At 63.4% G+C, this 24,487-nt stretch carries 24 protein-coding genes; 14 read left to right on the forward strand and 10 right to left on the reverse strand.

Annotation, left to right across the window (positions count from 1 at the left end):
* Nucleotides 1–12: 12 nt before the first annotated feature.
* From ACVMIM_RS24910 to ACVMIM_RS24920, 3 genes are all read left to right on the forward strand, one after another.
* A complete protein-coding gene (locus ACVMIM_RS24910; protein WP_476115134.1) occupies nt 13–2,583 on the forward strand; it encodes a GcvT family protein in 2,571 nt (856 codons plus the stop codon).
* A gap of 83 nt (nt 2,584–2,666) precedes the next feature.
* Nucleotides 2,667–4,178 carry an ArnT family glycosyltransferase gene (locus ACVMIM_RS24915; RefSeq protein ID WP_476115136.1) on the forward strand — a complete coding sequence of 504 codons (1,512 nt, stop codon included), beginning with the start codon at nt 2,667–2,669 and terminating at the stop codon, nt 4,176–4,178.
* A 16-nt stretch (nt 4,179–4,194) separates the two neighbouring features.
* Nucleotides 4,195–5,535, forward strand: a complete 1,341-nt coding sequence (locus ACVMIM_RS24920; RefSeq protein ID WP_476115138.1) for a M24 family metallopeptidase — start codon at nt 4,195–4,197, stop codon at nt 5,533–5,535.
* On the opposite strand, the gene ACVMIM_RS24925 is transcribed toward ACVMIM_RS24920, so the two are convergent.
* On the reverse strand, nt 5,503–6,339 hold the full coding sequence (locus ACVMIM_RS24925; protein WP_476115140.1) for a phosphate/phosphite/phosphonate ABC transporter substrate-binding protein: 837 nt from the start codon (nt 6,337–6,339) through the stop codon (nt 5,503–5,505). The genes ACVMIM_RS24920 and ACVMIM_RS24925 overlap by 33 nt on opposite strands.
* 76 nt (nt 6,340–6,415) lie before the next feature.
* Entirely contained in the window at nt 6,416–7,417 is a 1,002-nt protein-coding gene (locus tag ACVMIM_RS24930; RefSeq protein WP_476115141.1) for a fatty acid desaturase, read from the reverse strand.
* 251 nt (nt 7,418–7,668) lie between these two features.
* Here ACVMIM_RS24930 and ACVMIM_RS24935 point away from each other — a divergent pair, with 251 nt between their 5' ends.
* From ACVMIM_RS24935 to bmt, 3 genes are all read left to right on the forward strand, one after another.
* Nucleotides 7,669–8,526, forward strand: coding sequence for a helix-turn-helix domain-containing protein (locus ACVMIM_RS24935; protein ID WP_476115143.1), 858 nt, complete (start codon nt 7,669–7,671; stop codon nt 8,524–8,526).
* 68 nt (nt 8,527–8,594) lie between these two features.
* Nucleotides 8,595–9,197 carry a DUF1989 domain-containing protein gene (locus ACVMIM_RS24940; RefSeq protein ID WP_476115145.1) on the forward strand — a complete coding sequence of 201 codons (603 nt, stop codon included), beginning with the start codon at nt 8,595–8,597 and terminating at the stop codon, nt 9,195–9,197.
* A gap of 83 nt (nt 9,198–9,280) precedes the next feature.
* Nucleotides 9,281–10,297, forward strand: coding sequence for a betaine--homocysteine S-methyltransferase (gene bmt, locus ACVMIM_RS24945; RefSeq protein WP_278047982.1), 1,017 nt, complete (start codon nt 9,281–9,283; stop codon nt 10,295–10,297).
* A 9-nt stretch (nt 10,298–10,306) separates the two neighbouring features.
* Here bmt and ACVMIM_RS24950 read toward each other — a convergent pair whose 3' ends face one another.
* The 6 genes from ACVMIM_RS24950 to ACVMIM_RS24975 form a co-directional block, all read right to left on the reverse strand.
* Entirely contained in the window at nt 10,307–10,579 is a 273-nt protein-coding gene (locus ACVMIM_RS24950) for a hypothetical protein (protein WP_041003973.1), read from the reverse strand.
* A gap of 140 nt (nt 10,580–10,719) precedes the next feature.
* The gene (locus ACVMIM_RS24955) at nt 10,720–12,903 is read right to left on the reverse strand and encodes a vWA domain-containing protein (protein ID WP_476115147.1); all 2,184 of its coding nucleotides are present in this window, start codon (nt 12,901–12,903) and stop codon (nt 10,720–10,722) included.
* Between the two features lie 2 nt (nt 12,904–12,905).
* Nucleotides 12,906–13,469, reverse strand: a complete 564-nt coding sequence (locus tag ACVMIM_RS24960) for an RNA polymerase sigma factor (RefSeq protein ID WP_476115149.1) — start codon at nt 13,467–13,469, stop codon at nt 12,906–12,908.
* Nucleotides 13,470–13,645: 176 nt separating this feature from the next.
* Complete coding sequence (locus tag ACVMIM_RS24965; protein ID WP_476115151.1) at nt 13,646–14,377, reverse strand: dienelactone hydrolase family protein; 732 nt, start codon at nt 14,375–14,377, stop codon at nt 13,646–13,648.
* Nucleotides 14,378–14,480: 103 nt separating this feature from the next.
* Nucleotides 14,481–15,170 (reverse strand): hypothetical protein, encoded by a 690-nt coding sequence (locus ACVMIM_RS24970; RefSeq protein ID WP_476115152.1) that lies wholly within the window; start codon nt 15,168–15,170, stop codon nt 14,481–14,483.
* 89 nt (nt 15,171–15,259) lie between these two features.
* On the reverse strand, nt 15,260–16,834 hold the full coding sequence (locus ACVMIM_RS24975; protein ID WP_278047987.1) for a trimethylamine methyltransferase family protein: 1,575 nt from the start codon (nt 16,832–16,834) through the stop codon (nt 15,260–15,262).
* 270 nt (nt 16,835–17,104) lie between these two features.
* Here ACVMIM_RS24975 and ACVMIM_RS24980 point away from each other — a divergent pair, with 270 nt between their 5' ends.
* Nucleotides 17,105–17,803, forward strand: coding sequence for a corrinoid protein (locus tag ACVMIM_RS24980; protein ID WP_041004332.1), 699 nt, complete (start codon nt 17,105–17,107; stop codon nt 17,801–17,803).
* Between the two features lie 85 nt (nt 17,804–17,888).
* On the opposite strand, the gene ACVMIM_RS24985 is transcribed toward ACVMIM_RS24980, so the two are convergent.
* A complete protein-coding gene (locus ACVMIM_RS24985; protein ID WP_041003961.1) occupies nt 17,889–18,023 on the reverse strand; it encodes an entericidin A/B family lipoprotein in 135 nt (44 codons plus the stop codon).
* A 54-nt stretch (nt 18,024–18,077) separates the two neighbouring features.
* Here ACVMIM_RS24985 and ACVMIM_RS24990 point away from each other — a divergent pair, with 54 nt between their 5' ends.
* Entirely contained in the window at nt 18,078–18,710 is a 633-nt protein-coding gene (locus tag ACVMIM_RS24990) for a DUF1638 domain-containing protein (RefSeq protein WP_476115154.1), read from the forward strand.
* A 12-nt stretch (nt 18,711–18,722) separates the two neighbouring features.
* On the opposite strand, the gene ACVMIM_RS24995 is transcribed toward ACVMIM_RS24990, so the two are convergent.
* A complete protein-coding gene (locus tag ACVMIM_RS24995; RefSeq protein WP_476115156.1) occupies nt 18,723–19,637 on the reverse strand; it encodes an NAD-dependent epimerase/dehydratase family protein in 915 nt (304 codons plus the stop codon).
* 125 nt (nt 19,638–19,762) lie between these two features.
* On the opposite strand from ACVMIM_RS24995, the gene ACVMIM_RS25000 reads away from it, so the two are divergent.
* The 6 genes from ACVMIM_RS25000 to ACVMIM_RS25025 all read left to right on the forward strand — a co-directional run bounded on the left by ACVMIM_RS25000 (nt 19,763) and on the right by ACVMIM_RS25025 (nt 24,446).
* Nucleotides 19,763–20,338, forward strand: a complete 576-nt coding sequence (locus ACVMIM_RS25000) for a DUF4893 domain-containing protein (protein ID WP_476115158.1) — start codon at nt 19,763–19,765, stop codon at nt 20,336–20,338.
* A gap of 104 nt (nt 20,339–20,442) precedes the next feature.
* A complete protein-coding gene (locus ACVMIM_RS25005) occupies nt 20,443–21,204 on the forward strand; it encodes a formyl transferase (protein WP_476115160.1) in 762 nt (253 codons plus the stop codon).
* Nucleotides 21,205–21,339: 135 nt separating this feature from the next.
* On the forward strand, nt 21,340–21,642 hold the full coding sequence (locus ACVMIM_RS25010; RefSeq protein ID WP_041003951.1) for a virulence factor: 303 nt from the start codon (nt 21,340–21,342) through the stop codon (nt 21,640–21,642).
* Nucleotides 21,635–22,234 (forward strand): methylenetetrahydrofolate reductase C-terminal domain-containing protein, encoded by a 600-nt coding sequence (locus ACVMIM_RS25015; RefSeq protein ID WP_041003949.1) that lies wholly within the window; start codon nt 21,635–21,637, stop codon nt 22,232–22,234. The genes ACVMIM_RS25010 and ACVMIM_RS25015 overlap by 8 nt, the downstream gene beginning before the upstream one ends.
* Complete coding sequence (locus tag ACVMIM_RS25020; protein WP_041003947.1) at nt 22,231–23,325, forward strand: methylenetetrahydrofolate reductase; 1,095 nt, start codon at nt 22,231–22,233, stop codon at nt 23,323–23,325. Before ACVMIM_RS25015 ends, ACVMIM_RS25020 begins: the two co-directional genes overlap by 4 nt.
* A 143-nt stretch (nt 23,326–23,468) precedes the next feature.
* The gene (locus ACVMIM_RS25025) at nt 23,469–24,446 is read left to right on the forward strand and encodes a methyltetrahydrofolate cobalamin methyltransferase (protein WP_476115161.1); all 978 of its coding nucleotides are present in this window, start codon (nt 23,469–23,471) and stop codon (nt 24,444–24,446) included.
* Nucleotides 24,447–24,487 lie beyond the last annotated feature (41 nt).

The raw sequence follows: 24,487 nt of genomic DNA on the forward strand, positions 1-24,487 counted from the left end.
GGACCTATCTTTATGAAATCTCATGCAAAAGCGGTTGTCATCGGCGGCGGTGTCGTCGGCTGCTCGGTGCTTTATCATCTCGCCAAGGCCGGCTGGACCGACATCATGCTGATCGAGCGTTCGGAGCTGACCTCCGGCTCGTCCTGGCATGCGGCGGGCGGCTTCCACACGCTGAACGGCGACCCCAACGTCGCCAAGCTGCAGGCCTATACGGTCCAGCTCTACAAGGAGATCGAGGAGCTCTCCGGCCAGTCTTGCTCGCTGCATCTGACCGGCGGCGTCATGATGGCCGATACGCCGGAGCGTATGGACTTCCTTCGGCTTGCCCACGCCAAGGGCCGTTATCTCGGCATGGATACCGAGCTGATCACGCCTTCGGAAGCCAAGGCGATGTTCCCGCTGATGGACGAGAAGAATTTCGTTGGCGCCATGTGGGATCCGGTCGAAGGCCATCTCGACCCGTCCGGCACCACCATCGCCTATTCCAAGGCGGCGAAAAAACTCGGCGCCGAGATCGTGCTGCGCAACCGCGTCGTCGACCTGACGCAGCAGCCGGACGGCACCTGGAACGTCGTCACCGAACAGGGCACGGTTCACGCCGAGCATGTCGTCAATTGCGGCGGCCTGTGGGCGCGCGAGATCGGCCGCATGGTCGGCGTCGAGCTGCCGGTTTTGGCCATGGAGCACATGTACCTGCTCACCGAACCGATGCCAGAGGTCGAGGAATTCAACAAATCGACCGGCCGCGAGATGATCGGCGTGCTGGACTTCAAGGGCGAGATCTACACCCGCCAGGAGCGCAACGGCATCCTGCTCGGCACCTATGAGAAGGCCTGCAAGCCGTGGTCGCAGGTCAACACGCCGTGGGATTTCGGCCATGAATTGCTGCAGCCCGACATCGACCGCATCGCGCCGTCGCTGGAGATCGGCTTCAAACATTTCCCCGGCATCGAGAAGGCCGGCATCAAGCAGATCATCAACGGCCCCTTCACCTTCGCCCTCGACGGCAACCCGCTGGTCGGTCCGGTGCAGGGGCTGACCAATTTCTGGTGCGCCTGCGCCGTCATGGCGGGCTTCAGCCAGGGCGGCGGCGTCGGCCTCGCGCTCTCCAACTGGATGGTGCATGGCGATCCGGGCTTCGACGTCTGGGGCATGGACGTCGCCCGCTTCGGCGAATGGGCGACGCTGCGCTACACAAACGCCAAGGTGCGCGAAAACTATTCGCGGCGCTTCTCGATCCGCTTCCCGAACGAAGAACTGCCTGCCGCCCGTCCCGCGCAGACGACACCGCTCTATGACACGATGCTCGCCAACAACGCCGTGATGGGCGATTCGTGGGGGCTGGAGACACCGCTCTGGTTCGCGCCGAAGGGCACCGAGCCGAAGGACATCGTGTCCTTCCATCGCTCCAACGATTTCGGCCCGATCGGCGAGGAAGTGCGCGCCACGCGCGAGAAGGTCGGCGTCACCGAGATCGCCAACTTCGCCAAATACGAGGTGTCCGGTCCGGGTGCGGAGGATTTCCTCAACCGGCTGATGACCAACCGCATGCCGAAGACTGGCCGCATCGTGCTCACCCCGATGGTCAACGAGTTCGGCAAGCTGATCGGCGACTTTACCATCGCCAAATCAGGCGAGGATCGCTTCATGATCTGGGGCTCGTCGGCTGCGCAGAAATATCACATGCGCTGGTTCGAGAAGCATCTGCCGAAGGATGGTTCGGTGCGCATCCACCGCTTCGACCAGACGTTGGTGGGTCTCTCCATAGCCGGGCCGAAATCGCGCGACCTGCTGCAGAAGCTTGTCGATGTCGACGTCTCGACCAAGGCCTTCCGCTTCATGGATTTCCGCGAGATGGCGGTCGGCGGCGCGCCCTGCATGGTCAACCGCATCACCTATACCGGCGACCTCGGCTACGAAATCTGGATGGCGCCCGCCTATCAGCGCCTCGTCTACAAGGCGATCAAGGAAGCCGGCGCGGAATTCGGCATCGTCGATTTCGGCATGCGCGCGCTGCTCTCCATGCGCCTGGAGAAGAACTTCCCGACCTGGTTCCGCGAGTTGCGCCCGATCTACGGCCCCTTCGAAGGCTCCATGGATCGCTTCATCAAGCTGGAAAAGAACGACTTCATCGGCCGCGAGGCCGCCGCCAAGGAACACGCCGAAGGGCCGAAGTTGCGCCGCGTCTCCTTCATCGTCGACGCCATCGATGCCGACGTGATGGGTGACGAGCCGATCTGGGCCAAGGTCGGCAAGGATTACGGCACGGTCGAGAAGCCGCATGGCTACGGCGCGCCGCGCTTCGACGCGGCGGGCAAGGAAGTGCGCGGATCGCAGGCCGCCGAAGGTGCATCCGCCGTGCGCGGCATCGTCGATGGCGAATGGCGCGTCGTCGGCTGGGTGACGTCCGGCGGCTATGCGCATTACGTGCAGAAGTCGATGGCGCAGGGCTATGTGCCGGCCGCCCTTGCCGAGGACGAAAGCGCCGGCCTGTTCGAGATCGAGATTCTTGGCCACCGCCGCCCGGCCCGCATCAATGTCGAGCCGCCCTTCGATCCGAGCGGCGAAAAGATGCGCGCCTGAAGCCGGCAATCGTTGGATTGCGCCGGTTGTTGTGGCATGGTCAAGCCCCGCGACCGGCGCATCAGCACGAGAAGAAAATCCCCTTGCGGCAGCTTGAGAAATGGACCGATTGGCTCTGCGATGAACGGGTCGGTCCTTTCAGCACCGCGGTCGCGCTAGCCCTACTCTACTGCCTGATCCAGATCGTGGTGATGGCGCTTCTGTCCCATTTCGCGGGCACCGGCGTCGGCGTCGACGATTCCGAACAACTGATGGAAATGCGGTTCCTGGCCGCCGGCTACGGCAGTTCGCAGCCGCCTCTATATACCTGGCTGGCGATGCTTGCGGCCTCGCTGGTTGGAACCAGCGTCCTTGCCCTCAAGATCGTCAAATACGGCTTGCTGGCCGCGGGGCTGGCCGCGTATTTCACCGCCATACGCCGACTCGGCTACTCGAACCGCGCCGCCGCCTCGGGCATGTTCGGGCTGCTTCTGTTTCCCCAGATCTTCTGGGAGATGCAGCACGCCCTCACCCACTCGGTTGCCATATTCTGCTTCACCTCGGTGCTGTTTCTGGCGCTGGTCGAGGTGGAGAAGCGGCGGTCGGCCGTTGCGTACGCGTTCTTCGGCCTGGCGACTGCGGCCGCGATGCTGTCGAAATACAACATCGTCATCTTCCTTGCCGCCCTGTTCATGGCAGCTCTCTCGGTTCGGGAAACGCGTGAGGCTATCTTCGACCGCCGCTTCCTGATCAGCGTGGCGGTAGCGGTCCTTGCCTGCCTGCCGACGCTTTATTGGAGCCTGACGCATCTCGAAGATCTGCTCGCGCACCAAGGGGGCCTGGGCGTCGCCGAAGGCGGCGACGTCGCGAAAACGGCACTTCTCGGCATCCGCAGATTGGCCAATGCGATCGTCAATTTCGCTGGCTTGCCGGTCGTGATTTTTGCCGTCGCCTACGTCCTGGCGACGAGAAAGCGGACGGAGCCGCCTCAGCCGGTAAGGTGGCCGGAAAAGCTGTTGTGGCGGGCGATCACGCTTGGTCTTGTGGTCATGGTGACAGTCGTGTTGGCCGCCGGCATCACCCAGTTTCGCGATCGCTGGATGCTGCCCATCTTCATCCTTCTGCCCGCGGCCCTGGCTATGCGTTTCGACGCCATGGGCCAGAGGGGCCGAAAGACGCAAGCCACCATCGTCTTCGTTGGCGCGCTCCTTGCCGTCCTTGTGCTGCCGCTGAGCTGGTACATGCACCTGCACGGCGGCGACGGCCGCGGCAGCATTGTGCGCATGGACTACCGGTCGCTCTACGACCAGATCAACGCCGATGGACCGGTCAAGACCGTGGTCTCGAGCTGGTTCTGGGTCGGCAATCTGCGCCTGGTCGATGCCGATCTCATTGTGCTCGACGACGAGATACCGGACTTCGCCCGGTCGATCCGCGAGCCGGCTGTGCTTGTCCTGACCGACGACAGGGAACCCCCTTCGGATGTTTTCCAAGAGATTGCGAAGGCCGGCTACGCAATGGACACCGTGCATCGCCGCATCGAGGTGCCGCAGGCGCTCGGCTTCCCGCCGCGCCACGCTATCGTTACCAGGCTGCACAAGAAGACCGGACCGTAAGGTTCAGGGGGAACGAATGGACAAGCTGGGCTTCGGCCGCCATCGCAGGATCATGCCCTTCGAACCAGGCTCGGTCGACGCGCTGCGCAAAGCCTCGCGCGACAAAGCGGCCTCGCTCAACCAACATCTGCTGGGCTATGGCGCGACAGCCGAAGCCGAGTGGGCGGCGGCGGGCATCGCCGCGCCCGACCTGCCGGCCATGCGCAGATACCGGCTGGAGCGCATCCGCGCCGAGCTGAAGCGCCGCGACTATGCCGGCGCCCTGCTCTACGACCCTGTCAACATCCGCTACGCGACGGACTCGACCAACATGCAGCTTTGGGTCGCGCACAATCCGACCCGCCACTGCTTCGTCGCCACCGAGGGTCCCGTGGTGCTGTTCGACTATTTCTCCTGCGAGCACCTGTCCGACCATTCGGGTGTCGTCGACGAGGTGCGGCCAGCCGTGTCGTGGATATATCTCTACAGCGGTGAACTCACCGAGCGGAAGGTCCGGCGCTGGGGCGCGGGCATCGCCGAACTCATTGCCGAGCATGGCGGCGGCAATCGCCGCATTGCCGTCGACCGCATCAATCCGGAAGGTGTCGAGGAACTTGCCCGCCGCGGCATTGCGATAGGCAATGGCGAAGCGGTGATGGAGAATGCGCGCCTCATCAAATCGCCGGACGAAATCCTCGCCATGCGCCGCGCCATCGTCGCCTGCGAAGCGGCGATGGGAGAGATGGAAGCAGCGTTGAAGCCCGGCATCTCCGAAAACGAGCTTTGGGCGGAACTGCATCGCGGCAACATCGCGCGTGGCGGCGAATGGATCGAAACGCGGCTTCTGTCGTCCGGCCTCCGCACCAATCCCTGGTTCCAGGAATGCTCCTCGCGCGTCGTTGAGGATGGCGACCTCGTCGCCTTCGACACCGACCTGATCGGCCCCTACGGCTTCTGCGCCGACCTTTCGCGCACCTGGCTTTGCGGCGACAAGCAGCCGTCGAACGAACAGCGCGATCTCTTCCGCATCGCCGCCGATCAGATCGCCCACAACACCGATCTGATGCGGCCGGGCGTCTCCTTCCGCGATCTCGTCGAGCGCTCGGCGGTGCCACCGGGCGATTGTTATCCGACGCGCTACGGCGTGCTTTACCACGGGGTCGGCCTAGCCGACGAATATCCGACGCTGCCACATGCCGGCGATTGGACCGACGATACGCCGGACGGCGTGCTCGAACCAGGCGTGGTGCTCTGCGTCGAAAGCTATATCGGAAGGCTTGGCGGGCGCGAAGGCGTCAAGATCGAGGAGCAGATCCTGATCACCGACACAGGCAACGAGAAGCTTTCAGCCTATCCGCTGGATAAGCGACTGCTCTGACCTGCTTTCGACCGCCGCGACGGCCTCGCGCATCATGGCAATGGTTCTTTCCGGCGTCGTTCTGGCCGTGATATAGGGCAAGCCCTTGCGCAGTGCCGTCCAGCCGACGACCTTCACGCCTTTCGCCGCCGGCTCGAAACGCTGCGCCAGCCTCCAGCTCTTGCAGTCGATGGCCGCGACGTCGGCCCTACCTTTCGCCACCGCCACAATTGACGACCGGTGGCCGCCGCTTTCGCTGCGGGAGGCAAAAATATCGAGGCTCTCCGCCAAAGCCGCGAGATCGCGCGTCAGGCCGATGATGCCGGACATGGAATCGAGGCTGTTGAGGATGAAGCGCTTGCCGCGGAGAAGATCGAGCGGAATGACGGCCTTGCCGTCCTGTGGCGCAGGCACCGACGCTTTGCCGTCAGCCGGCATCACCAGCGCGCTGGAATAGAGCTCGCCTTTGCCTCCTTCGAAAGCGTCATAGCTCGGTTGCGCGATCACCTGCACATGCTGGGCCAAACCGAGCTCCATCGGTCCCCAACAGGTCTGGGCGAAAAGCAGCGCCGGATGCAGCCAAAGCCGATGGAAATCGAGCTCAGCCGACGGCAGCGTCGCCGGATCCGGCGCGATCAGCTTGCCGGCGTCATCAAAGATCCCGCCAGGCACCGGCGACAGGTCGCCATTGCTGCGCACGATCGTTTCCGGCGCATCGATGCCCCGTTGCCGGAAAGCGTCGCGCAACCGTGCCCATTGCGCATCGACCTCGCCGCGCGCTTCGGGCCAGTCATACATCGGCAGGGCCGCAACGAACTTGCTCATGTCGAACAGCTTTCAAAGACAGGCGACCTTCGACGCCTGCGGTCCGCCGCGAAAAAGCGGGCGCGGAAAGTCGAAATTACTCTTTCGGCGGCTCGGCGGGAACTGGCGCCGTGCCAAGCCCGCTGACATTGCGCGCCCTGACGCGCGGCTTGAAGGCGCGGCCCGGCTCCGGCGCGCGACGCAGCACCGGATGGATGACCGGCTCCTTGGCCTTGAAGGCATAGGATTTGATCAGCGCCAGATAGTTCGGATAGACATAGCCGTTGTTCATCCGCAACCATTCTTCGCGCCGGTCGCGAAAGAGCTTGGGCAATCTGTACCAGGCGACCGTCGGGCTCTTGTGATGCACGAAATGCAGGTTGTTGTTGAGGAACAGGAAGGACAGCGGCGAGCGTTCGACGATGATGGTGCGGCCTTCCGGATGCTCGGACCACTGATGCTCGGCATAGGTGCGCACCGAAATCAGCGACTGTCCGAGCCAGACGGGCACCAGCACATAGAGCCAGAGCGGGATGCCAAAGCCGAAGGTGACGATCGGCGTCACGACGACAATGCCGATGGCATGGAGCAGCCAAGCCTTGCGGATCGCCCTGTCGCCGGCGGCGATCTGCTTGGCGTCGTCGATGAAAAAGCCGACCGAGGACAGCCATGGTCCGAGGATGAAGCGGCCGGCCATGGTGTTGTTGATCTTGAGCAGGAACTTCATCGCCGGCGGCAGTTCCTCATGCATCCAGAGCGCCTGGTAATAGCTCTCGGGGTCGTCCAGCGGATCGGTCAGCCGCTCATCGGCATGGTGGCGAAGGTGGATGGCCTTGAAACGCCGGAACGGCCAGACCAGCCCGATCGGCAGGAAGACGAAGGCTTCGTTGATCTTGGCGCTGCGGGTCGGATGACCATGCAGCACCTCATGCATCAGCGAGGATTGGAGTGCCAGGATCAAGCCCAGCGCGATCAACGCGATCAAAGGATGGGATGGCCAGAGCAGGAAGCCGATTGCGAACCATGCGCCGTAGCAGAAGAGTGCGAGGAATACCGTCGGCCATTCGATTGCCGGTGCACTGCTGCGTCTCTTGCTCATGCCGGTATTCATGCTTGCCATGCTATCGACCACTGCCTTCCAGTCGCCGGAACCAATTCGATTCCTGACAGCATTGTGTCAGGAGACTGCCGCTACATCAATGCGACAATGCGCACAAACTGTTGCGATTGCGCACTTTTAGCGGCAGATGTTACGCATTGTAAACAAATATGGGGATTCATTTCCGCCCTGCGCCGCGTTCAGATCGGCTCCGGCGCAAAATTTATCCTCCCGCAAGCAGGAGCGGCCTGATGGACAAGCGCGATCTGTCGACGATCTTCCGGGAGCGGCTGAAATTGCTCTTGACACGGTCCGATCTGAATCAGTCGGCCTTCGCAACAGCCGTGGGCATCGACCGCTCGGCGCTCTCGCAACTGCTGTCCGGCGCCTCGACGCGCCTCCCCCGTGCCGAGACGCTTCTCAACATCGCCGCGGAGTTCAAGGTCTCGCTCGACTGGCTGCTTGGCCTCAGCCATGACGAAGGTGTCACCGGCGAAATCCGCGAAAGCCTGGAGATCGAGGAGGCGCCGGACGGCTTCGACCGAACGCTGCTCGCCAAATGGCACGCCGAAGCCGCCGGCACCAAGATTCGCTATGTGCCGGCCGGCATTCCCGATCTTTTGCGCACCGAGGCGCTGATCGACTACGAGGCCGGCATCGCCAACAAGAACCGCGAGGCGCAGGCCGGCGAGACGCAATACCGTATCGACTACACAAGGCGTCCGGAGACCGACATGGAGGTCTGCATGCCGCGCCACGCGCTGGAGATTTTCGCGCGCGGCCTGGGCGTCTGGGATCGTTTCCCGGAAGCCGAAAGACGCAAGCAATTGCTGCACATGGCAGCCCTGCTCGACGACCTTTACCCGACGTTCCGGCTCTTCCTTTATGACGGCCGCATGCGCTATTCGATCCCCTATACGATCTTCGGCCCCTATCGCGCCGCGATCTATGTCGGCGACATGTATATCGTGCTGAGCGCCACTCAGCCGATCCGCACGCTCACCAGCCACTTCGACAATCTGATCCGCGCCGCCGACATCAACGCGCATGAGGCGGCAAGCTTCACGCAGAAGCTGGCCGCAATGTCTTTCCCATCAGTCTCTGTCTGATTGCCGGCATCGATACCATACTGACGTCGGCCACCATCCGGCTGCCGGTCATCGCTTCAGGTAGATCCATGCAAGAACCGCGTCATGTCATTGTCCCTCCGCAGTCGGGCCGCTCCATGCGCGTCCGGCGCGGCGATCTGATCCGCATCATCGATCCCAAGGGCCAGCAGGTCTCCGACCTCTGGGCCTTCTCGACCAAAGGCAGGCTCGACTGGTTGAGCACGTCACAGACACGCGACATCACCGAGCGGCTGTTTCCGAAACCCGGCGATCATTTCTACAGTGCCGCCGGCAGGATCATGCTGACGCTGATCGAGGACGCCTCGCCCGGACCGCACGACATGCTCTACCCGGCCTGCGACGGCGCGCTCTATGAACGTGCCGGCCTGCCCGGCCACCCGAACTGCCGCGACAATCTGATGACGGCGCTCGCCGCGGAAGGCATCGACCTGCCCTTCGCGCCCGACCCGGTCGACCTCTTCCAGAACTCCTTGCCGCAGCCGGACGGAACGCTCGTCGTCGAAGCCTCGATCAATCCGCCGGGCGGTTACGTCACGTTGCGCGCCGAACAGGACCTCCTGCTTGTCGTCACCGCCTGCTCGGTCGATCACCACCCGACCAATGGCGGCGTCTGCACCGAGATCGAGGTCGAAATCACTCCGGTTTCGTGAAGCCATTCAGGTCGCAAACTCGTTGACTGGATATAAAGACTTCTTTATATCGTTATTCGAATTCGAACACGAAAGCTACCGCCATGACCGCGACCAACCCGATCGACGCACTGCTGGCCGAAAAGGGCGTGCTCCTGGCCGACGGCGCCACCGGCACCAATCTGTTTGCGATGGGCCTGCCGGCCGGCGAGGCGCCCGAGCTGCTCAACGAGACGGCGCCCGAGACCATTGCCAGCCTGCATCAGAATTTCGTCGATGCCGGCGCCGATATCATTCTCACCAACTCCTTCGGCGGCACCCGCCACAGGCTGAAGCTGCATCATGCGCAGGACCGCGTGCACGAGCTGAACAAGCGCGCTGCTGAGATTGCCCGTTCCGTTGCCGACAAGGCCGGCCGCAAGGTCATCGTCGCCGGCTCTGTCGGCCCGACCGGCGAGTTGTTGGTGCCGCTCGGGGCGCTGACCTATGACGACGCCGTCGATGCCTTCGCCGAGCAGATCGAGGGTCTCAAAGCCGGTGGCGCCGAAGTAGCCTGGATCGAGACGATGTCGGCGCCCGACGAAATCCGCGCCGCGGCCGAGGCCGCTATCCGCATCGGCCTGCCCTATACCTATACCGGTTCGTTCGACACAGCCGGCCGCACCATGATGGGCCTGCTGCCGAAGGACATCCACGCCGTCGCCGACGGTCTGTCGCAGGCCCCGCTCGGCGTCGGCGCCAATTGCGGCGTCGGCGCTTCCGATATCCTCGCCTCGCTGCTCGACATGACCGAGGCGAAGCCGGAGGCGACCGTGATCGTCAAGGGCAATTGCGGCATTCCGGAATTCCGCGGCAGCGAGATCCACTATTCCGGCACCCCGGAGCTGATGTCCGATTATGTGCGTCTGGCGGTCGATGCCGGCGCCAAGATCGTCGGCGGCTGCTGCGGTACCTCGTTCGCCCACCTCGCCGCCATGCGCAAGGCGCTCGACGGCCACACCAAGGCTGAGCGCCCGACCATCGAGACGATCGTCGAACGCATCGGCCCGATGCGCAACAAGACGGCAAGCGCCGGCGATGTGGGCGAAGGCCGGCGCGAGCGCAGGCGCAGCCGCGCCTGACAGGCCTGCTTATTTGCTGTTTTCGGCGTAGCGCGACAGCGCCGTATTGAAATCGACGACGTTCTCGGCGCTCATCGTCGCCAGCGCACCCGATGTGCCCGGATCGCTGATCTGCTCCAGCATCGCGCGAAACCGGTCGTTGTTGAGCGCCGAAAGCGCCGTGTTGCGAGCCGCATCGACATCGCTCCTGATGCGCGCGGATTCCACCGAAGCCGCGGACGATCCCCGCACCGGCGCACTGGTTGCCGTTGCGTTCGCATTGCCGATTGTCGTGATATGCACTGCTGATCCCTCAAAATTCTATCAGCGCTGACTAACAGAAGCTCGTTGCGGCGAGGTTCCGGAAAAGCCGCGCAATTTAACGATTGCAAGAGGGCCGGCAGGATTTCTCCCGCCGGCTTATCGCTGGAGGTCACAACGCTCTATTTGTTGCTGTCCAGCGATGAGGCCAGGCGTACCAGCGAAAGGAATTCCGCCCTGTAGCCGAACGGATCGGCGCCGCGCGCGGCATTGGCGATCTCCGCGATCCGGTCGTAGCCGAAATTCGCCGTCTGGTCCTCGTCGCGCAGCTTCTGCCCGAAGGCCGCCACCGCGACCGAGAAACGCTGGTCGGCGCCGGCCGCGTCGAAGGATGACACCTCGTTGGCGGCGGTCACCGGCGTGGTGATCAGCTTCGAGACATTTTCGTTCGGCAGCTTGTAGCGGATCTTGACGAAGGCATATTCGTCGGCATTGGCGACGCCGCCATTGTCGACCTTCGCCTGGCCGTAGCGCAGCGGATCGACCTGCTCCCCGCCGCTCCCCTTCGGCGTGATCTCATAGACCGCCGTCACCGAATGGCCCGAACCGATATCGCCGGCATCGACGCGGTCATTGTTGAAATCCTCACGCTTCAAGGCCCGGGTCTCATAACCGACGAGACGATACTCCGAGACTTTGGCCGGGTTGAACTCGACCTGGATCTTGACGTCCTTGGCAATGGTGAACAGCGTCGAGGAGGCATCCTCGACCAGCACCTTCTCGGCCTCGGCGAGCGTGTCGATATAGGCCGCCGTGCCATTGCCGTTCTGGGCGATGGTCTGCATCATCTGGTCGTTCAGATTGCCGCGGCCGAAGCCGAACACCGACAGGAACACGCCTGTCTTGCGCTCCTTCTCGATCAGCCGCTTGAGGTCGTCGTCATCGGTCTGGCCGACATTGAAGTCGCCGTCGGTGGCAAGCATCACGCGGTTGACGCCGTCTTTGACGAAGGACTGCTGGGCAAGCTTGTAGGCTTCGCGGATGCCTTCCTCGCCGGCCGTCGAGCCGCCAGGTTCGAGATTGTCGATGGCCGCAAGGATTTTCTGCTTTTCCGACGCCTTGGTCGGCATCAGCACCGTGCCGGCATTGCCGGCATAGGTGACGATGGAGACGGTGTCGTCTGCCTTCAGCTTGTTCACCAGGAGCCGGAAGGCGGATTTGAGCAACGGCAGCTTGTCCGGCTCGTCCATTGAACCCGAGACGTCGATCAGGAAGACCAGATTGGCCTTCGGCTGCTCGGCCTGCTTGACGTCGAAACCCTTGATCGCGACATGCATGAGCTTGGTGTGCTCGTTCCACGGCGTCGGCATGACGGTGACGGTCGAGTTGAACGGCGTTGAAGCCGATTCCGGTCCTTTCCAGTCATAGGGGAAGTAGTTGATCATCTCCTCGACGCGGACCGTGTCCGGGTCGGGCAGGCTGCCTTCCTTCAGCGAGCGCCGCACGAAGGAATAGGAAGCCGTGTCGACATCGATCGAGAAGGTCGAGACCGGATCCTGCGCCGTTTCATGCACCGGATTGGTCTTGAACGTCTCGATACGGTCGCGGTTTTCCTCCTGCCCCTGCATCTGGTCGGCCGGCATGGGCGCGGGCCGCACCATGAGCTTGGAATTGGTGATTGCCGGGGGAGACGCCGGAATAGCGGCAGCTACCCCTGCTGGCGGCTGATCGGTCCTCCCGGCTTCATCTTTTGACGACGGCGAAAGCTGCATCATCACCCTGCCCGACGAACCGGCCTTGCCGCCGGCGGCGAGCTGACCGCTTTCCGCAGGCGCGGGCAAAGCCTCCGGCGTCGCCTCCTGCTTGAGCAGGCTGTCGACCTCGGCCGCCGGCTTTGGCGCTGCGGGCGCCGTCTGTGAATTGGCGCGCGTCTCTGTGTCCGCGACGGACTTCTTCTCCTCCGCCGACGTAGCCGCCAGCGGCTCGTTGATCGCCGGTTGCTCCGGCGCCGGCTTCTGCGCCACCGGCTTGTCGGCCAGCGTCTCGGTGACCTTGCCGTTATTGGCGCCAATGACCGGCGGCTGTTCCTTCAGCATCTCGAAAGCGGCATATCCGGCAATAGGCAGCGCGACCAGCGCGGTGATGGCCGGTGTGGCGATGAGTTTCCGTTGCATGATGTCTCTCCAGAGCTTTTGTGCTCGCTCCGTGAGACGAAGACCTGCGGACGTTCCTTTGGAGACTGTCGGAATTTTTTCGTCCATGTCGAAGGCCTGCATCGCGGCATTGAGCGCGCGCGCCTTCGCCTCGCCGCCCGGCGCCGGTACCGCGATGTCGCGCAGCCTTTCGAGTTCGTTGTCGTCGACCATGGTCACACTTCCCCGGCTGAGCGCATCAGCACCTTCAGCCGTTTCTTCGCTTCATGGATGTGCCAGGAAACCGTCGCCTCCGAGATCGCCATCACCTCCGCCGCCGCCGCGTGGTTGAGACCTTCGCCATAGACGAGCAGCACCGCGTCGCGCTGCTTGTCGGGCAGCATTCGCACTGTCTCCCACAGCGCCTCGGTCGGATCGTCGCTCTCCGCCGACGCATTGCCCGCGATCGTCGCATAGGCGCCATAGGCGTCGGTCTTGGCGGTGTCGCGGGCCCGCTTGCGCATCATGTCGCGCGCGGCGTTCAGCGTCATGGCGTAGAGCCATGTCGTGAAGGCGCCGTTCCCCTGATAGTCCCGGATCGCGCGGCCAAGCCGCACGCAGACATCCTGGGCGATGTCCTCCGCGTCGGCCTTGCGGCCGCACCAGCGATAGGCGGCGCGATAGACGAAGCCATAGTGCCTTTCGACCAGTTTGCCGAAAGCCCCCCTGTCTCCGCCCCTCGCCAGCCCGATCAATTCGGCATCGGAGGCTTCGCTGTCGTCCAGCATCATCGCCGTCATTTGCCTGTTGGACGAAGGCTAATGACCGATCCTTGGGGTGATGAAAAGATTTTTGTGGGAGGCACTTTTTCTTTCTCCCCGCTCGCGGGGAGAAGGTGCCCGAAGGGCGGATGAGGGGCGGGCGCGAACATTCGAAGGCTCGCGCTGCCCGCCCCTCCGCGATCTGCGAGAGATGGCTAGCCGAGCGTCTCTTTGAAAAACGTCGTCAGCCGCTTCCAATGCCTCTCCGCGCCCGCCTCGTCATAGACGCTATGGTCCTTGACGCACCAGCCATGGCCGACGCCGACATAGTTCTCGATGACGTGGTCGACCTCTGCCACCCTGAGCGCCTCCGCCAGCCGCGCCGACTGCTCCGGCGGGAAGCTGCTGTCAACGCCGGCAACGCCTATATAGACGCGCGCCTTGATCGAGGCTGCCTTGCGGTGCGGGCTGTCGGCCGCATCGCTGGCGAGATTACCGCCATGAAAGCTCGCCGCGGCAACGATCCGGTCGGGATAGCTCGCTGCCGCGTTCAGCGCCCGCGCGCCGCCCATGCAGTAGCCGACGACGCCAACAGGTCCGGCGATACCCTCGGCGGCCAGCGCATCGAGGAAGGCGCTGCCGTCGCGGACTGTCATGCCCTGCGTCGTGCCGCCGCTCAGCATCAACAGCAGGGCCTTGGTCTTTTCCTCGGCAAAGGCGGTTTTGGGATCGAACGGGCCATAGGGCGCATAGCGGTAGAAGAGATCGGGCACCAGCACGGCATAGCCATGCTCCGCGAGGCGCTCGGCCATCTGGTCGAGCGCCGGACGCGGACCGAAAATATCCATGTAAAGGATGATGCCGGCCTTGGCCGGCGCGGCTGGACGAAACAGCCGTGCCTTCGCCGTGCCGTCCTGGGTCTTGATCTCGATGTCCTGCTTCGTCATTGCGCGCTCCGCCGGTTGCTAGCGATAGATATCCGCACCCCCCGCCAGGGCAAGCCGCAACCTCTCGATCGCAGTCAAGTTTCCGTGTGGCTCGGAAGCCAGCCTACAGTCCGGCGAACGCCGCCATATGAAAAGCCTGCACCTCCGGCGGATAGCGATACTCAGCGCCATAGGGACAGGCGTTGCGGTCGAGGCAGCCGCCGGCGAGGCAAGGCGTACCATCCTTGCCACGTACATGCGCCAGGCACGCCTGGTGCGTGAAGCCATCCACCGAATAGGCGCAGACCGGACAGGAGTTCAGGCAGGGTTTTGAGACACATGTGTCGCAAAGATGAATCGCTGCATGGGGTTCGGGAAGAGAAATCTCGTCCTCGAACAGCAACGCGCCGCGATAGACATGCCAAAGTCCATAGGTCGGATGCATGAGGATGCCGAGCGGCGAAGGCTTCAGCCCTTCCGCCCGCATCGCCCATTGCTGGAACGGAAGATAGGGCCGGTCTGAGGGCGACACGGCGCGCGCGCCGCAACCTTGCGCGATCGTGCCGATCACCTCGCGTGACCAGCTGTCGAGTGGGTTGGCGATGTCCCTCGCCTGCCGCTCCCGCCAGCGCTGGAAATACGGCCAGGACGCTGCACCCGCCTGCCCGACCAGCAGCATCGATTTGGCCGGTGCGCCGGAAAGTCCGGCTGGCGCCATCTCATCGTCGCCGAAGCTGAAACCGCCACGCAGGATCAGGCCACTGGCCGCGAGCGCGGCCGCAATCTCCTCGACCGTGCCGCGGAAAAAAGTCATCCCTTCCGGTCCGGGTCGGAGAACGCGCTCCGCCAGACTTCCTTGTGGATGATGTTGGCGACTTTAGCCCGGCCTGACTCGGGCTCCTTTCACGTGAAGGCGTCGGCCATCGAGCCCTTCTTCTTGGCGATGAAGTCCTTCAGCGCTTCGTCGATGGCCGGATCGAGATGCGGCGCCTCGTAGCTTTCGAGCCAGCGGCGGGCGAGCTCGTTGGCGCGCTGCGGCGCGGTCTTCTCGCCTTCGGCCAGCCACTGCTCGTAAGAATTGTTGTCGGCGATGCTGGAGCGGTAGAAAGCCGTCTGGAAATTCGCCTGGGTGTGGTCGCAGCCGAGATAGTGGCTGCCCGGGCCAACCTGGCGGATGGCATCCATCGCCTGGCCGTTTTCCGACAGGTCGACGCCTTCGCAGAATTTCTGCTGCATGCCGAGCTGATCGATGTCCATCATGAATTTTTCGTAGCAGGAGGCGAGACCGCCCTCGAGCCAGCCGGCCGAATGCAGCACGAAATTGGTGCCGGCAAGGATGGTCGAGTTGAGCGTGTTGGCGCTCTCATATGCCGCCTGCGCATCCGGTATCTTCGAGGCGCAGAGCGAACCGCCGGTGCGGAATGGCAGGCCGAGCCGCCGCGCGAGCTGTGCCGCGCCATAGGAAACCAGCGACGGCTCCGGCGTGCCGAAGGTCGGCGCGCCGGACTGCATCGAGATCGACGAGGCGAAGGTGCCGAACAGCACCGGCGCGCCGGGCCGGATCAGCTGCGTGAACGAGGCGCCGGCCAGCACCTCGGCCAGCACCTGCGTCAGCGTTCCGGCGACCGTCACCGGGCTCATCGCGCCGGCCAGGATGAAGGGCGTGACGATGCAGGCCTGGTTGTTGCGCGAATAGACTTTCAGGGCGCCGAGCATGGTCTCGTCGAACACCATCGGCGAGTTCGCGTTGATCAGGCTGGTGAGCACCGTGTTCTTCTCGACGAAGTCGTCGCCGAACACGAGCTTGGCCATTGCCACCGTGTCCTCGGCCCGCTCCGGCGCCGTCACAGAACCCATGAACGGTTTGTCGGAATAGCGGATATGCGCGTAGATCATGTCGAGGTGGCGCTTGTTGACCGGCACATCGACCGGCTCGCACACCGTGCCGCCCGAATGGTGGATCGACGGCGCCATATAGGCGAGTTTCACGAAATTCTGGAAATCCTCGATCGTCGCGTAGCGGCGGTTGCCATCAAGGTCGCGCACGAAGGGCGGGCCGTAGACCGGCGCGAACACTGTCGCATTGCCGCCGATCTGCACCGAGCGCTCGGGGTTGCGCGCATGCTGGGTGTAGATGGAAGGCGCGGTCTTCAGCAGCGAGCGGCAGAGCCCCTTGGGGAAATGCACGCGCTCGCCCTTGACGTCGGCGCCGGCTTCTTTCCACAGCGCGAGCGCCTCGGCGTCGTCGCGGAAGATGATGCCGGTTTCTTCCAGCACCGTGTCGGTGTTCTTCTCGATCAGCGCCAGGCCTTCCTCATTGAGGACCTCGTAGACGTTGATCTTGCGCTTGATATACGTGAGCTGGGTGCCCGGGCCGCCGCCCGAACGGGCTGCCCGGCGTGCCGCCGCGCCGCCGCTGGCACCGCGTCCGCGCCGTCCGCCCGACGCTTCCTGCTCGACTGCCGCGTTATCGCTCATGATCGTTCTTCCTATAACTTGGCCTGGATTGGCTGGGGCGGCCCATCGTCGCCGCTTCTTGCCGGATCGTAGCCATGCACCCTATTGGAAACGGCCAGCCAGCGCCAACGCCTGTCGCAAAATCGACAAGAAAAGCGCCATTTTTTCAGTCGCTTTCCTTTTGCGGGAAGTCGCAAATCAGCTATGGCTAGCTCGCCCTCGCGGGTTAGGTATTGGCGCATCGATTTTTAAGCTGCAGCAAGCATGGCGAGCAGCAAGGAGCCCGAGAAAATGTCCGACGACGAGATCATCCTTTCCGAGCTTTCCGACGACGAACTCGTGCAGCAAATGCATGACGATCTTTATGACGGTCTGAAGGAAGAGATCGAGGAAGGCACCAACATCCTTCTGGAGCGCGGCTGGCAGCCTTATACAGTGCTGACCGAAGCGCTGGTCGAAGGCATGCGCATCGTCGGCGAGGATTTCCGCGACGGGATCCTGTTCGTGCCGGAAGTGCTGCTCTCGGCCAACGCCATGAAGGCCGGCATGGCCATCCTGCGTCCGCTGCTCGCCGCCACCGGCGCGCCGAAGCAGGGCAAGATGGTGATCGGCACCGTGAAGGGCGACATCCACGACATCGGCAAGAACCTCGTCGGTATGATGATGGAAGGCGCCGGCTTCGATGTCATCGACCTCGGCATCAACAACGCTGTCGAGAAATACCTCGAGGCGATCGAGCAGCACCAGCCCGACATCATCGGCATGTCGGCGCTGCTCACCACCACCATGCCCTATATGAAGGTCGTCATTGACACGATGAAGGAAAAGGGCATCCGCGACGATTATGTCGTCCTGGTCGGCGGCGCGCCGCTCAACGAGGAATTCGGCAAGGCTGTCGGCGCCGACGCCTATTGCCGCGACGCCGCGGTTGCGGTCGAGACGGCCAAGGACTTCATGAAGCGCAAGCACAACGTTCGCGCTTCCGCCTGACCCAGGGCATCAGGATGGATCGACAAGAAAAGCCGCGCCTTGCAGCGCGGCTTTTTTGTTCCCAGATGATAGGCGAGGCTGCCGATCAGTTGACAGTGTCTTTGACCGCTCTTGCCGTCGATTTGACGTCCTTGCCGACACCCCGGATGGTGTTGGCGCAGGCGGTGAGTGCAAGCGCGCAGGCCAGGATGGCGATCGGCGCGATGCGTAGCAGTTTCATGGACGGTGTCTCCCTCGACAGATATTAAGCCCCGCAGCGAAAGCCGGCCCCGACTTGGTCAAGACGCAAAAAACGGAACCGAATCAAACAGACAGGCTGCTCGTCATCGCCTGCGGGATGATTGCGCGCGAAGTTTTGGCCGTCAAGCAACAGCTAAAGCTTGACCACCTCGATCTGACCTGCCTGCCGGCCGAGTTCCATTTCTATCCGGACCGCATCGCGCCGGCGATGGACAAGGCGATCGAAAAGGCCAAGGCGGAAGGCTACCAGCACATCTTCGTCGGCTACGCCGATTGCGGCACAGGCGGCCTGCTCGACCGCGTCATCGAGAAACATGGCGTCGAGCGCATGGCCGGACCGCACTGCTTTGCTTTCTACCAGGGCGCGGAGGCCTATGCGAAGGTGGCCGACGACGACATGATGTCGTTCTACATGACCGACTTCCTCTGCCGCCAGTTCGATGCCTTCTTCATCAAGCCGCTCGGCCTCGACCGCCATCCGGAGCTGATCAAGGATTATTTCGGCAACTATGAGAAGCTGATCTATCTCGCTCAGACCGACGATCCGGAGCTCGACAAGGTCGCCGAGAAAGCCGCCGCCATGCTCGGCCTTATCTATGAACGCCGCTCGACCGGCTATGGCGACCTGACCGCCGAACTGGCGCGGGCGGCACACAGCACCGCCTGAGAAGACTGGCCTTCAGACGTCGGCTTCCAGCGCGGCCAGGACGTCGGCAAAACTAGTCTTGCAGGTAAAACCAAGCTTCTCCCTCGCCCGCGACGGATCGTAGACGCGGTCGATCGACGAAAACATCGTCCAGCCCTTTCTGGCATAAAGGCGCGGGTAGTCCGGGAAATAGCGCGCGACGACAGCCGGAGCGTCGGCGATCAGCTCGGCGCAATCCTGCGGCTGGAACGGCGTCGGCGCCGAGACGATAAAGACGTCGAAGCCAAGGCTCGGCACCCTCTCCAGCGCCGCGACATGGGCCTGCGCGGCATCCTCCACCGTCAGCCGCCGAAACAGCAGTTCGTTGGCCTTGGTGTTGGCGTCCGATTGCTCGATCGCATGCGCCATGTCGTCGGCTTCGGGAAAGAAGCGCGCCGTGCGCAGCACCACCACCGGCAATCCGTGCTGAAGGTTGTAAAGGCGGCATAGATGTTCGGCCGAAAGCTTCGTCACGCCATAGATGTTGCGCGGCTCCGGCGACATGTCCTCCGTCAGCCAGGCTGCCTTGCGCGCGCCGCCTTGGAAACCGGCGCGGATCGCCTGCGAGATCATCAGCGATGTCGTCGAGGTGAAGACGAAGCGCTCGACGCCGCAAGCCACGGCCGCGTCGAGCAAATTGAGCGTGCCTTGCACATTCGTCGCGACGAAATCCGTGTTCTCGAAATGCTCGATGTTCGGCTTGTGCAGCGCGCCGCTGTGAATGATGGCCTGGATTCGATTGTCGCGGACAGTTCCGAAGACCAGCTCGCGGTCTGCGACCGAGCCGGCGACTTGCGTGCGCGCCGAGACAACCGGATCGAGACCGACCACCTCATGGCCGAGCGCTTCGAGCCTTGGCCGAAGCGCGCTGCCCAGCCATCCGGACGATCCCGTAAGCAATATTCGCATCGATCAACCGTCATTTTTCCGAGCTGACGCTGTTAAGCACGGATGACAGGCGAGCGCGAACCGGTAAGTTGTGCGCCAGTGACGAAAAGAACTGTTCCAGCCTTCGAATTTGAGGAAATGATTTGATGACCCCTCGCCTGCTTTTTGCCGCTCTCGGCCTCATCGCCTTCACCTTGCCTGCCCATGCCGATGGCGAGGTGCAAAAGCTGATCACCGCCGCCGACAAGGCGCGGCTGGATAAATATGGCGAAACGCGCAAGGCGGCTCTCGAGGGCGCGAAGGCCGGCAATCCGTCGGAGGTCAGGCAATTGGACGGGCTGCTCGCCAAGCCGATCGTAGCCTTCTCCGACAAGGACCTCACCGGCACCTGGAAATGCCGCACCATCAAGGCAGGCGGCATCAGCCCGCTCGTCATCTATGGCTGGTTCAAATGCAAGGTGACCGACGATGGCTCCGGCTGGCGGCTGACCAAGATCAGCGGCTCGCAACGCACAACCGGCCGCTTCTTCGAGGATGGCGAGAAGCGCGCCATCTATCTCGGCTCGTTCTCGGTCAATGACGACAAGGCCAAGCCCTATGGCAGCGGCCCCGAAAGCGACCAGGTCGGCTACGCCTTCCGCAACAGCGCCACCGAATGGCGGATCGAATTCCCGGCGCCCTATTACGAGTCGAAGCTCGACATCATGGAATTCAAGCGCTGAACCGGCACTGAAACGCCTCCGGCACACCAAGGATTAACCCGCCCCGCGTAGCATGCGCCCGGTCTTCAAAGCGGGTGCTTGCAGTGGCAGCGTCGGAATCGAGTATGCGACCGATCGTGGTCGTCACCGAAGGTGGCCCGCATATCTGGGCCATCGTCAACGCGATCGCCGATCGCGTTGGCCCTGTCAGCGTCATACTCGAATCCCCTGAGTCCAAAAAACGCTTGTTGCTCGGCCGTGCGCGGCGCCAGGGCTGGATCTCGGCCATCGGCCAGCTCGGCACCATGGTGCTGACGAGGCTCGGCAAACGCTTCCTGGCCGGTCATGCCGACCGGTTGATCGCCGAGGAGCAGCTCGCGACCGAGCCGCGGCCAGGGCAGACGATCATCCATGTGCCTTCGGCCGACGGGCCGGAATGCCTGAAGCAAATCAACAGCATCGAACCCGGCATTGTGCTGCTTGCCGGCTGCAGGCTGCTGTCGAAGGATACGCTGGCCAAGATGCCTTGCCCGGTGCTCAACTATCACGCCGGCGTCGCGCCGAAATATCGCGGCATGAATGGCGGCTACTGGGCATTGGCTTCCGGCGATGTACAGAATTTTGGCACCACCGTGCATCTGGTTGATGCCGGCGTCGACACCGGCGGCGTGCTGAAGCAGGCGCGCGGCAGGCCCGGGACCGGCGATACGATCGCCAGCTACGCGCTGCGCCAGGCGGCGTTTTCGCGCGATATCTGCGTCGAGGCGGTGAAGAATGCGCTGGCCGGCAGGCTGGAAACAATCGACCCGGACCTGCCGTCGAAGCAGTGGTATCACCCGACGATCTGGTTCTATCTCTGGACCGGCCTGACCAAGCGCGTCTGGTGATCAGCCGGCAACGGATTCCAGCATTCGCTTTGCGCCATCGCCAGCGTCGCTTTTGAAGGGGCGCGCGTCGTCCCATAACAAGCGGCCCAACAGCGCATGCGGCAATGCTCCGGGATATCGAGGAGTTGAGAATTCATGGCCGATCTGATCGTCGTCTATTGGCGCGACATTCCCGCCCAGGTCATCGTCAAGAAGGGCCGGCAGAACGCCAAGCGCGAACTGCCGCTGCGCTTCACCGAGGCGATCGACATGTGCGCCATGCGCACCGGCGCCGGCGGCACCGACGACTATTTGGCGGAATGGCGCAAGGCCGACCCCGTCCCGGTCGGCGACGACATCGAGGCCGAGGTCGAGAAGGCCTATCAGGAACTCGACGCGAAATATGACCGCGAGCGGTTGGTCGCTCTGGTCAAGGCTGGCGGGAAAGAAAATGTCTGAGAAACAGCCGGCGGTTACCCAGGCCACTTTGGTCAAGAAGGCAGCGCCGAAATCCGACTACAAACCTGCCGACGTGTCGCCGCAACGGCGCGTCCAGCGCACCTTCGCCGTGCGGCTGTGGTCGATTCGCCATTCGCGGCTGCTCGAATGGTTCTACAGCCGGTTCGCCGACGTCTTCCTGCTCCTGCACCCTCTGTGGAAGGGCATCGGCTACGGCCGCGTCGAAGCGCCGGTGAAATTCGTCGAAAAGCGCGTGAAGGGCTTCATGTTCGACTGCCGCATGTGCGGTCAATGCATCCTGTCGTCGACCGGCATGTCGTGCCCGATGAACTGCCCGAAGCAGCTGCGCAACGGCCCCTGCGGCGGCGTGCGCGCCAACGGCAATTGTGAGGTCGAGCCGGACATGCCTTGCGTCTGGGTCAAGGCCTGGGAAGGCTCCCGTAACATGAAGCATGGCGACAAGATCCTGGCCGTGCAGAAGCCGGTCGATCAGTCGCTGCGCGAAACCTCGGCTTGGCTGAGAGTGACCGCGCAGGCCGCCGCCGCGCGCGAGGCCGCCCAGAATCCGCAGAACACCGGAGCTTCCACATGAGCGTCCGCCACCAGCGCGACGAGAACCCGGCCGGCATCCACCTGCCGCTCGATCCCCTGCCCGGCCACACCTCCCGCGGCCGGCTGGAGCGCGTGTTGCGCCGCGGCGAGTTCGCGGTGACGACCGAGCTCAACCCGCCCGACAGCGCCGATCCGGAAGACGTCTACAACCGCGCCAAGATCTTCGACGGCTGGGTCGATGCCATCAACGCGGTCGATGCCTCGGGCGCCAATTGCCACATGTCCTCGGTCGGCATCTGCGCGCTGCTCACTCGCATGGGCTATGCGCCGATCATGCAGATCGCCTGCCGCGACAAGAACCGCATCGCCATCCAGGGCGACGTGCTGGGCGGCGCCGCGATGGGTGTGGCCAATATGCTCTGCCTCACCGGCGACGGCGTACAGGCCGGCGACCAGCCCGGCGCCAAGCCGGTCTTCGACCTCGATTCCATGTCGCTGCTCGAAACCATCCGCATCATGCGCGACAACGGCAAGTTCCTGTCCGGCCGAAAGCTGACGACGCCGCCGCAAGTGTTCCTCGGTTGCGCGGTCAATCCCTTCGCGCCTCCCTACGACTTCCGCCCAATCCATCTCGGCAAGAAGATCGCCGCCGGCGCGCAATTCGCGCAGACGCAGTACTGCTTCGACGTGCCGATGTTCAAAGCCTTCATGCAGAAGGCGCGCGACCTCGGCCACACCGAGAAGATCTTCCTGCTCTGCGGCGTCGGTCCGCTCGCTTCCGCCAAGACGGCGAAGTGGATCCGCTCCAACGTGCCGGGCATCCACATCCCCGATGCGGTGATCAAGCGGCTGGAAGGCGCGCAGGATCAGAAGAAGGAAGGCAAGCAGCTCTGCATCGACATCATCAACGAGGTGAAGGAAATCCCGGGCGTCGCCGGCATCCATGTGATGGCCTACCGCCAGGAAGAATATGTCGCCGAGATCGTCGATGAATCCGGCGTGCTGAAAGGCCGCCAGCCCTGGAAACGGGAGATCCGCCGCGACGACCAGATCGTCGCCCAGCGGCTCGACCACATACTGCATGACGAGATTACCGAAACCCAAGTGGATATGGTGAAGACCGCGCACTGATGTGTGTCGCCCAAACCTGGGAACCGGTTTTGGGGCAACGGCATACATGAACTTAGAGTCTAAGGGCGCGGCCGGCACGCATCCGCTTGAATCAAATCAGATAACGATATAAAGAACTCTTTATATCCCGACGGAGAGATTGCATGACCCGCACCATCGTCGCCTCGGCGACCCGAGAAATCGTCATCGGCTTCGATCAGCCCTTCTGCGTGATCGGCGAACGCATCAACCCGACCGGCCGCAAGAAGCTGGCTGCCGAGATGGTGGCCGGCAACTTCGAGACCGTCATCAAGGACGCGCTGGAGCAGGCCGCCTGCGGCGCCACCATGCTCGACGTCAATGCCGGCGTCACCGCCGTCGACCCCAACGCCACCGAGCCGGCGCTTCTGGTGCAGACGCTAGAGATCGTGCAGGGCCTGGTCGACCTGCCGCTGTCGATCGACTCTTCGGTCACCGCCGCCATCGAGGCGGCGCTGAAAATCGCCAAGGGCCGTCCGCTGGTCAACTCCGTCACCGGCGAGGAAGAAAAGCTCGAGGCCATCCTGCCGCTGGTCAAGAAGTACAACGTTCCGGTCGTCGCCATTTCCAACGACGAGACCGGCATTTCAATGGATCCGGACGTCCGCTTCGCCGTGGCCAAGAAGATCGTCGAGCGTGCCGCCGACCATGGCATTCCTTCGCACGATGTCGTCGTCGACCCGCTGGTGATGCCGATCGGCGCGCTGGGCGATGCCGGACGCCAGGTGTTCGCGCTGCTGCGCCGGCTCCGCGAGGAGCTCAAGGTCAACACCACCTGCGGCCTCTCCAATATTTCCTTCGGCCTGCCGCACCGCCACGGTATCAACGCCGCCTTCATTCCGATGGTGATCGGCGCCGGCATGACGAGCGCGATCATGAACCCGGTCCGGCCGCAGGAGATGGAAGCCGTGCGCGGCGCCAATGTGCTCAACGGCACCGACGAGAACTGCTCGACCTGGATCAGGACCTACAAGGATTACAAGCCGGCCGAGGGCGGCCATGCTGTCGCGGCTCCGGTCGCGGTGACCGCTCCCGGTGATGGTGCCGCCGCAGCCGGCGGCCGTCGCCGCGGCGGCCGTGAAGCCCGCATGGCCAGGGGGTAAGCGCGCAATCGTGAGCCGCACCGCAAACAATGCTGGTCCGA

It is taken from the genome of Mesorhizobium sp. USDA 4413 (genome assembly GCF_056280365.1).

Bases quoted from the DNA above. Each gene is read 5' to 3' on its own strand.
- ACVMIM_RS24910 (WP_476115134.1), top strand. From the start codon at position 13: ATGAAATCTCATGCAAAAGCGGTTGTCATCGGCGGCGGTGTCGTCGGC.
- ACVMIM_RS24920 (WP_476115138.1), top strand. From the start codon at position 4,195: ATGGACAAGCTGGGCTTCGGCCGCCATCGCAGGATCATGCCCTTCGAA.
- ACVMIM_RS24925 (WP_476115140.1), bottom strand. From the start codon at position 6,339: ATGAGCAAGTTCGTTGCGGCCCTGCCGATGTATGACTGGCCCGAAGCG.
- ACVMIM_RS24930 (WP_476115141.1), bottom strand. From the start codon at position 7,417: ATGAGCAAGAGACGCAGCAGTGCACCGGCAATCGAATGGCCGACGGTA.
- ACVMIM_RS24935 (WP_476115143.1), top strand. From the start codon at position 7,669: ATGGACAAGCGCGATCTGTCGACGATCTTCCGGGAGCGGCTGAAATTG.
- ACVMIM_RS24940 (WP_476115145.1), top strand. From the start codon at position 8,595: ATGCAAGAACCGCGTCATGTCATTGTCCCTCCGCAGTCGGGCCGCTCC.
- bmt (WP_278047982.1), top strand. From the start codon at position 9,281: ATGACCGCGACCAACCCGATCGACGCACTGCTGGCCGAAAAGGGCGTG.
- ACVMIM_RS24955 (WP_476115147.1), bottom strand. From the start codon at position 12,903: ATGGTCGACGACAACGAACTCGAAAGGCTGCGCGACATCGCGGTACCG.
- ACVMIM_RS24960 (WP_476115149.1), bottom strand. From the start codon at position 13,469: ATGACGGCGATGATGCTGGACGACAGCGAAGCCTCCGATGCCGAATTG.
- ACVMIM_RS24965 (WP_476115151.1), bottom strand. From the start codon at position 14,377: ATGACGAAGCAGGACATCGAGATCAAGACCCAGGACGGCACGGCGAAG.
- ACVMIM_RS24970 (WP_476115152.1), bottom strand. From the start codon at position 15,170: ATGACTTTTTTCCGCGGCACGGTCGAGGAGATTGCGGCCGCGCTCGCG.
- ACVMIM_RS24975 (WP_278047987.1), bottom strand. From the start codon at position 16,834: ATGAGCGATAACGCGGCAGTCGAGCAGGAAGCGTCGGGCGGACGGCGC.
- ACVMIM_RS24980 (WP_041004332.1), top strand. From the start codon at position 17,105: ATGTCCGACGACGAGATCATCCTTTCCGAGCTTTCCGACGACGAACTC.
- ACVMIM_RS24985 (WP_041003961.1), bottom strand. From the start codon at position 18,023: ATGAAACTGCTACGCATCGCGCCGATCGCCATCCTGGCCTGCGCGCTT.
- ACVMIM_RS24995 (WP_476115156.1), bottom strand. From the start codon at position 19,637: ATGCGAATATTGCTTACGGGATCGTCCGGATGGCTGGGCAGCGCGCTT.
- ACVMIM_RS25000 (WP_476115158.1), top strand. From the start codon at position 19,763: ATGACCCCTCGCCTGCTTTTTGCCGCTCTCGGCCTCATCGCCTTCACC.
- ACVMIM_RS25005 (WP_476115160.1), top strand. From the start codon at position 20,443: ATGCGACCGATCGTGGTCGTCACCGAAGGTGGCCCGCATATCTGGGCC.
- ACVMIM_RS25010 (WP_041003951.1), top strand. From the start codon at position 21,340: ATGGCCGATCTGATCGTCGTCTATTGGCGCGACATTCCCGCCCAGGTC.
- ACVMIM_RS25015 (WP_041003949.1), top strand. From the start codon at position 21,635: ATGTCTGAGAAACAGCCGGCGGTTACCCAGGCCACTTTGGTCAAGAAG.
- ACVMIM_RS25020 (WP_041003947.1), top strand. From the start codon at position 22,231: ATGAGCGTCCGCCACCAGCGCGACGAGAACCCGGCCGGCATCCACCTG.
- ACVMIM_RS25025 (WP_476115161.1), top strand. From the start codon at position 23,469: ATGACCCGCACCATCGTCGCCTCGGCGACCCGAGAAATCGTCATCGGC.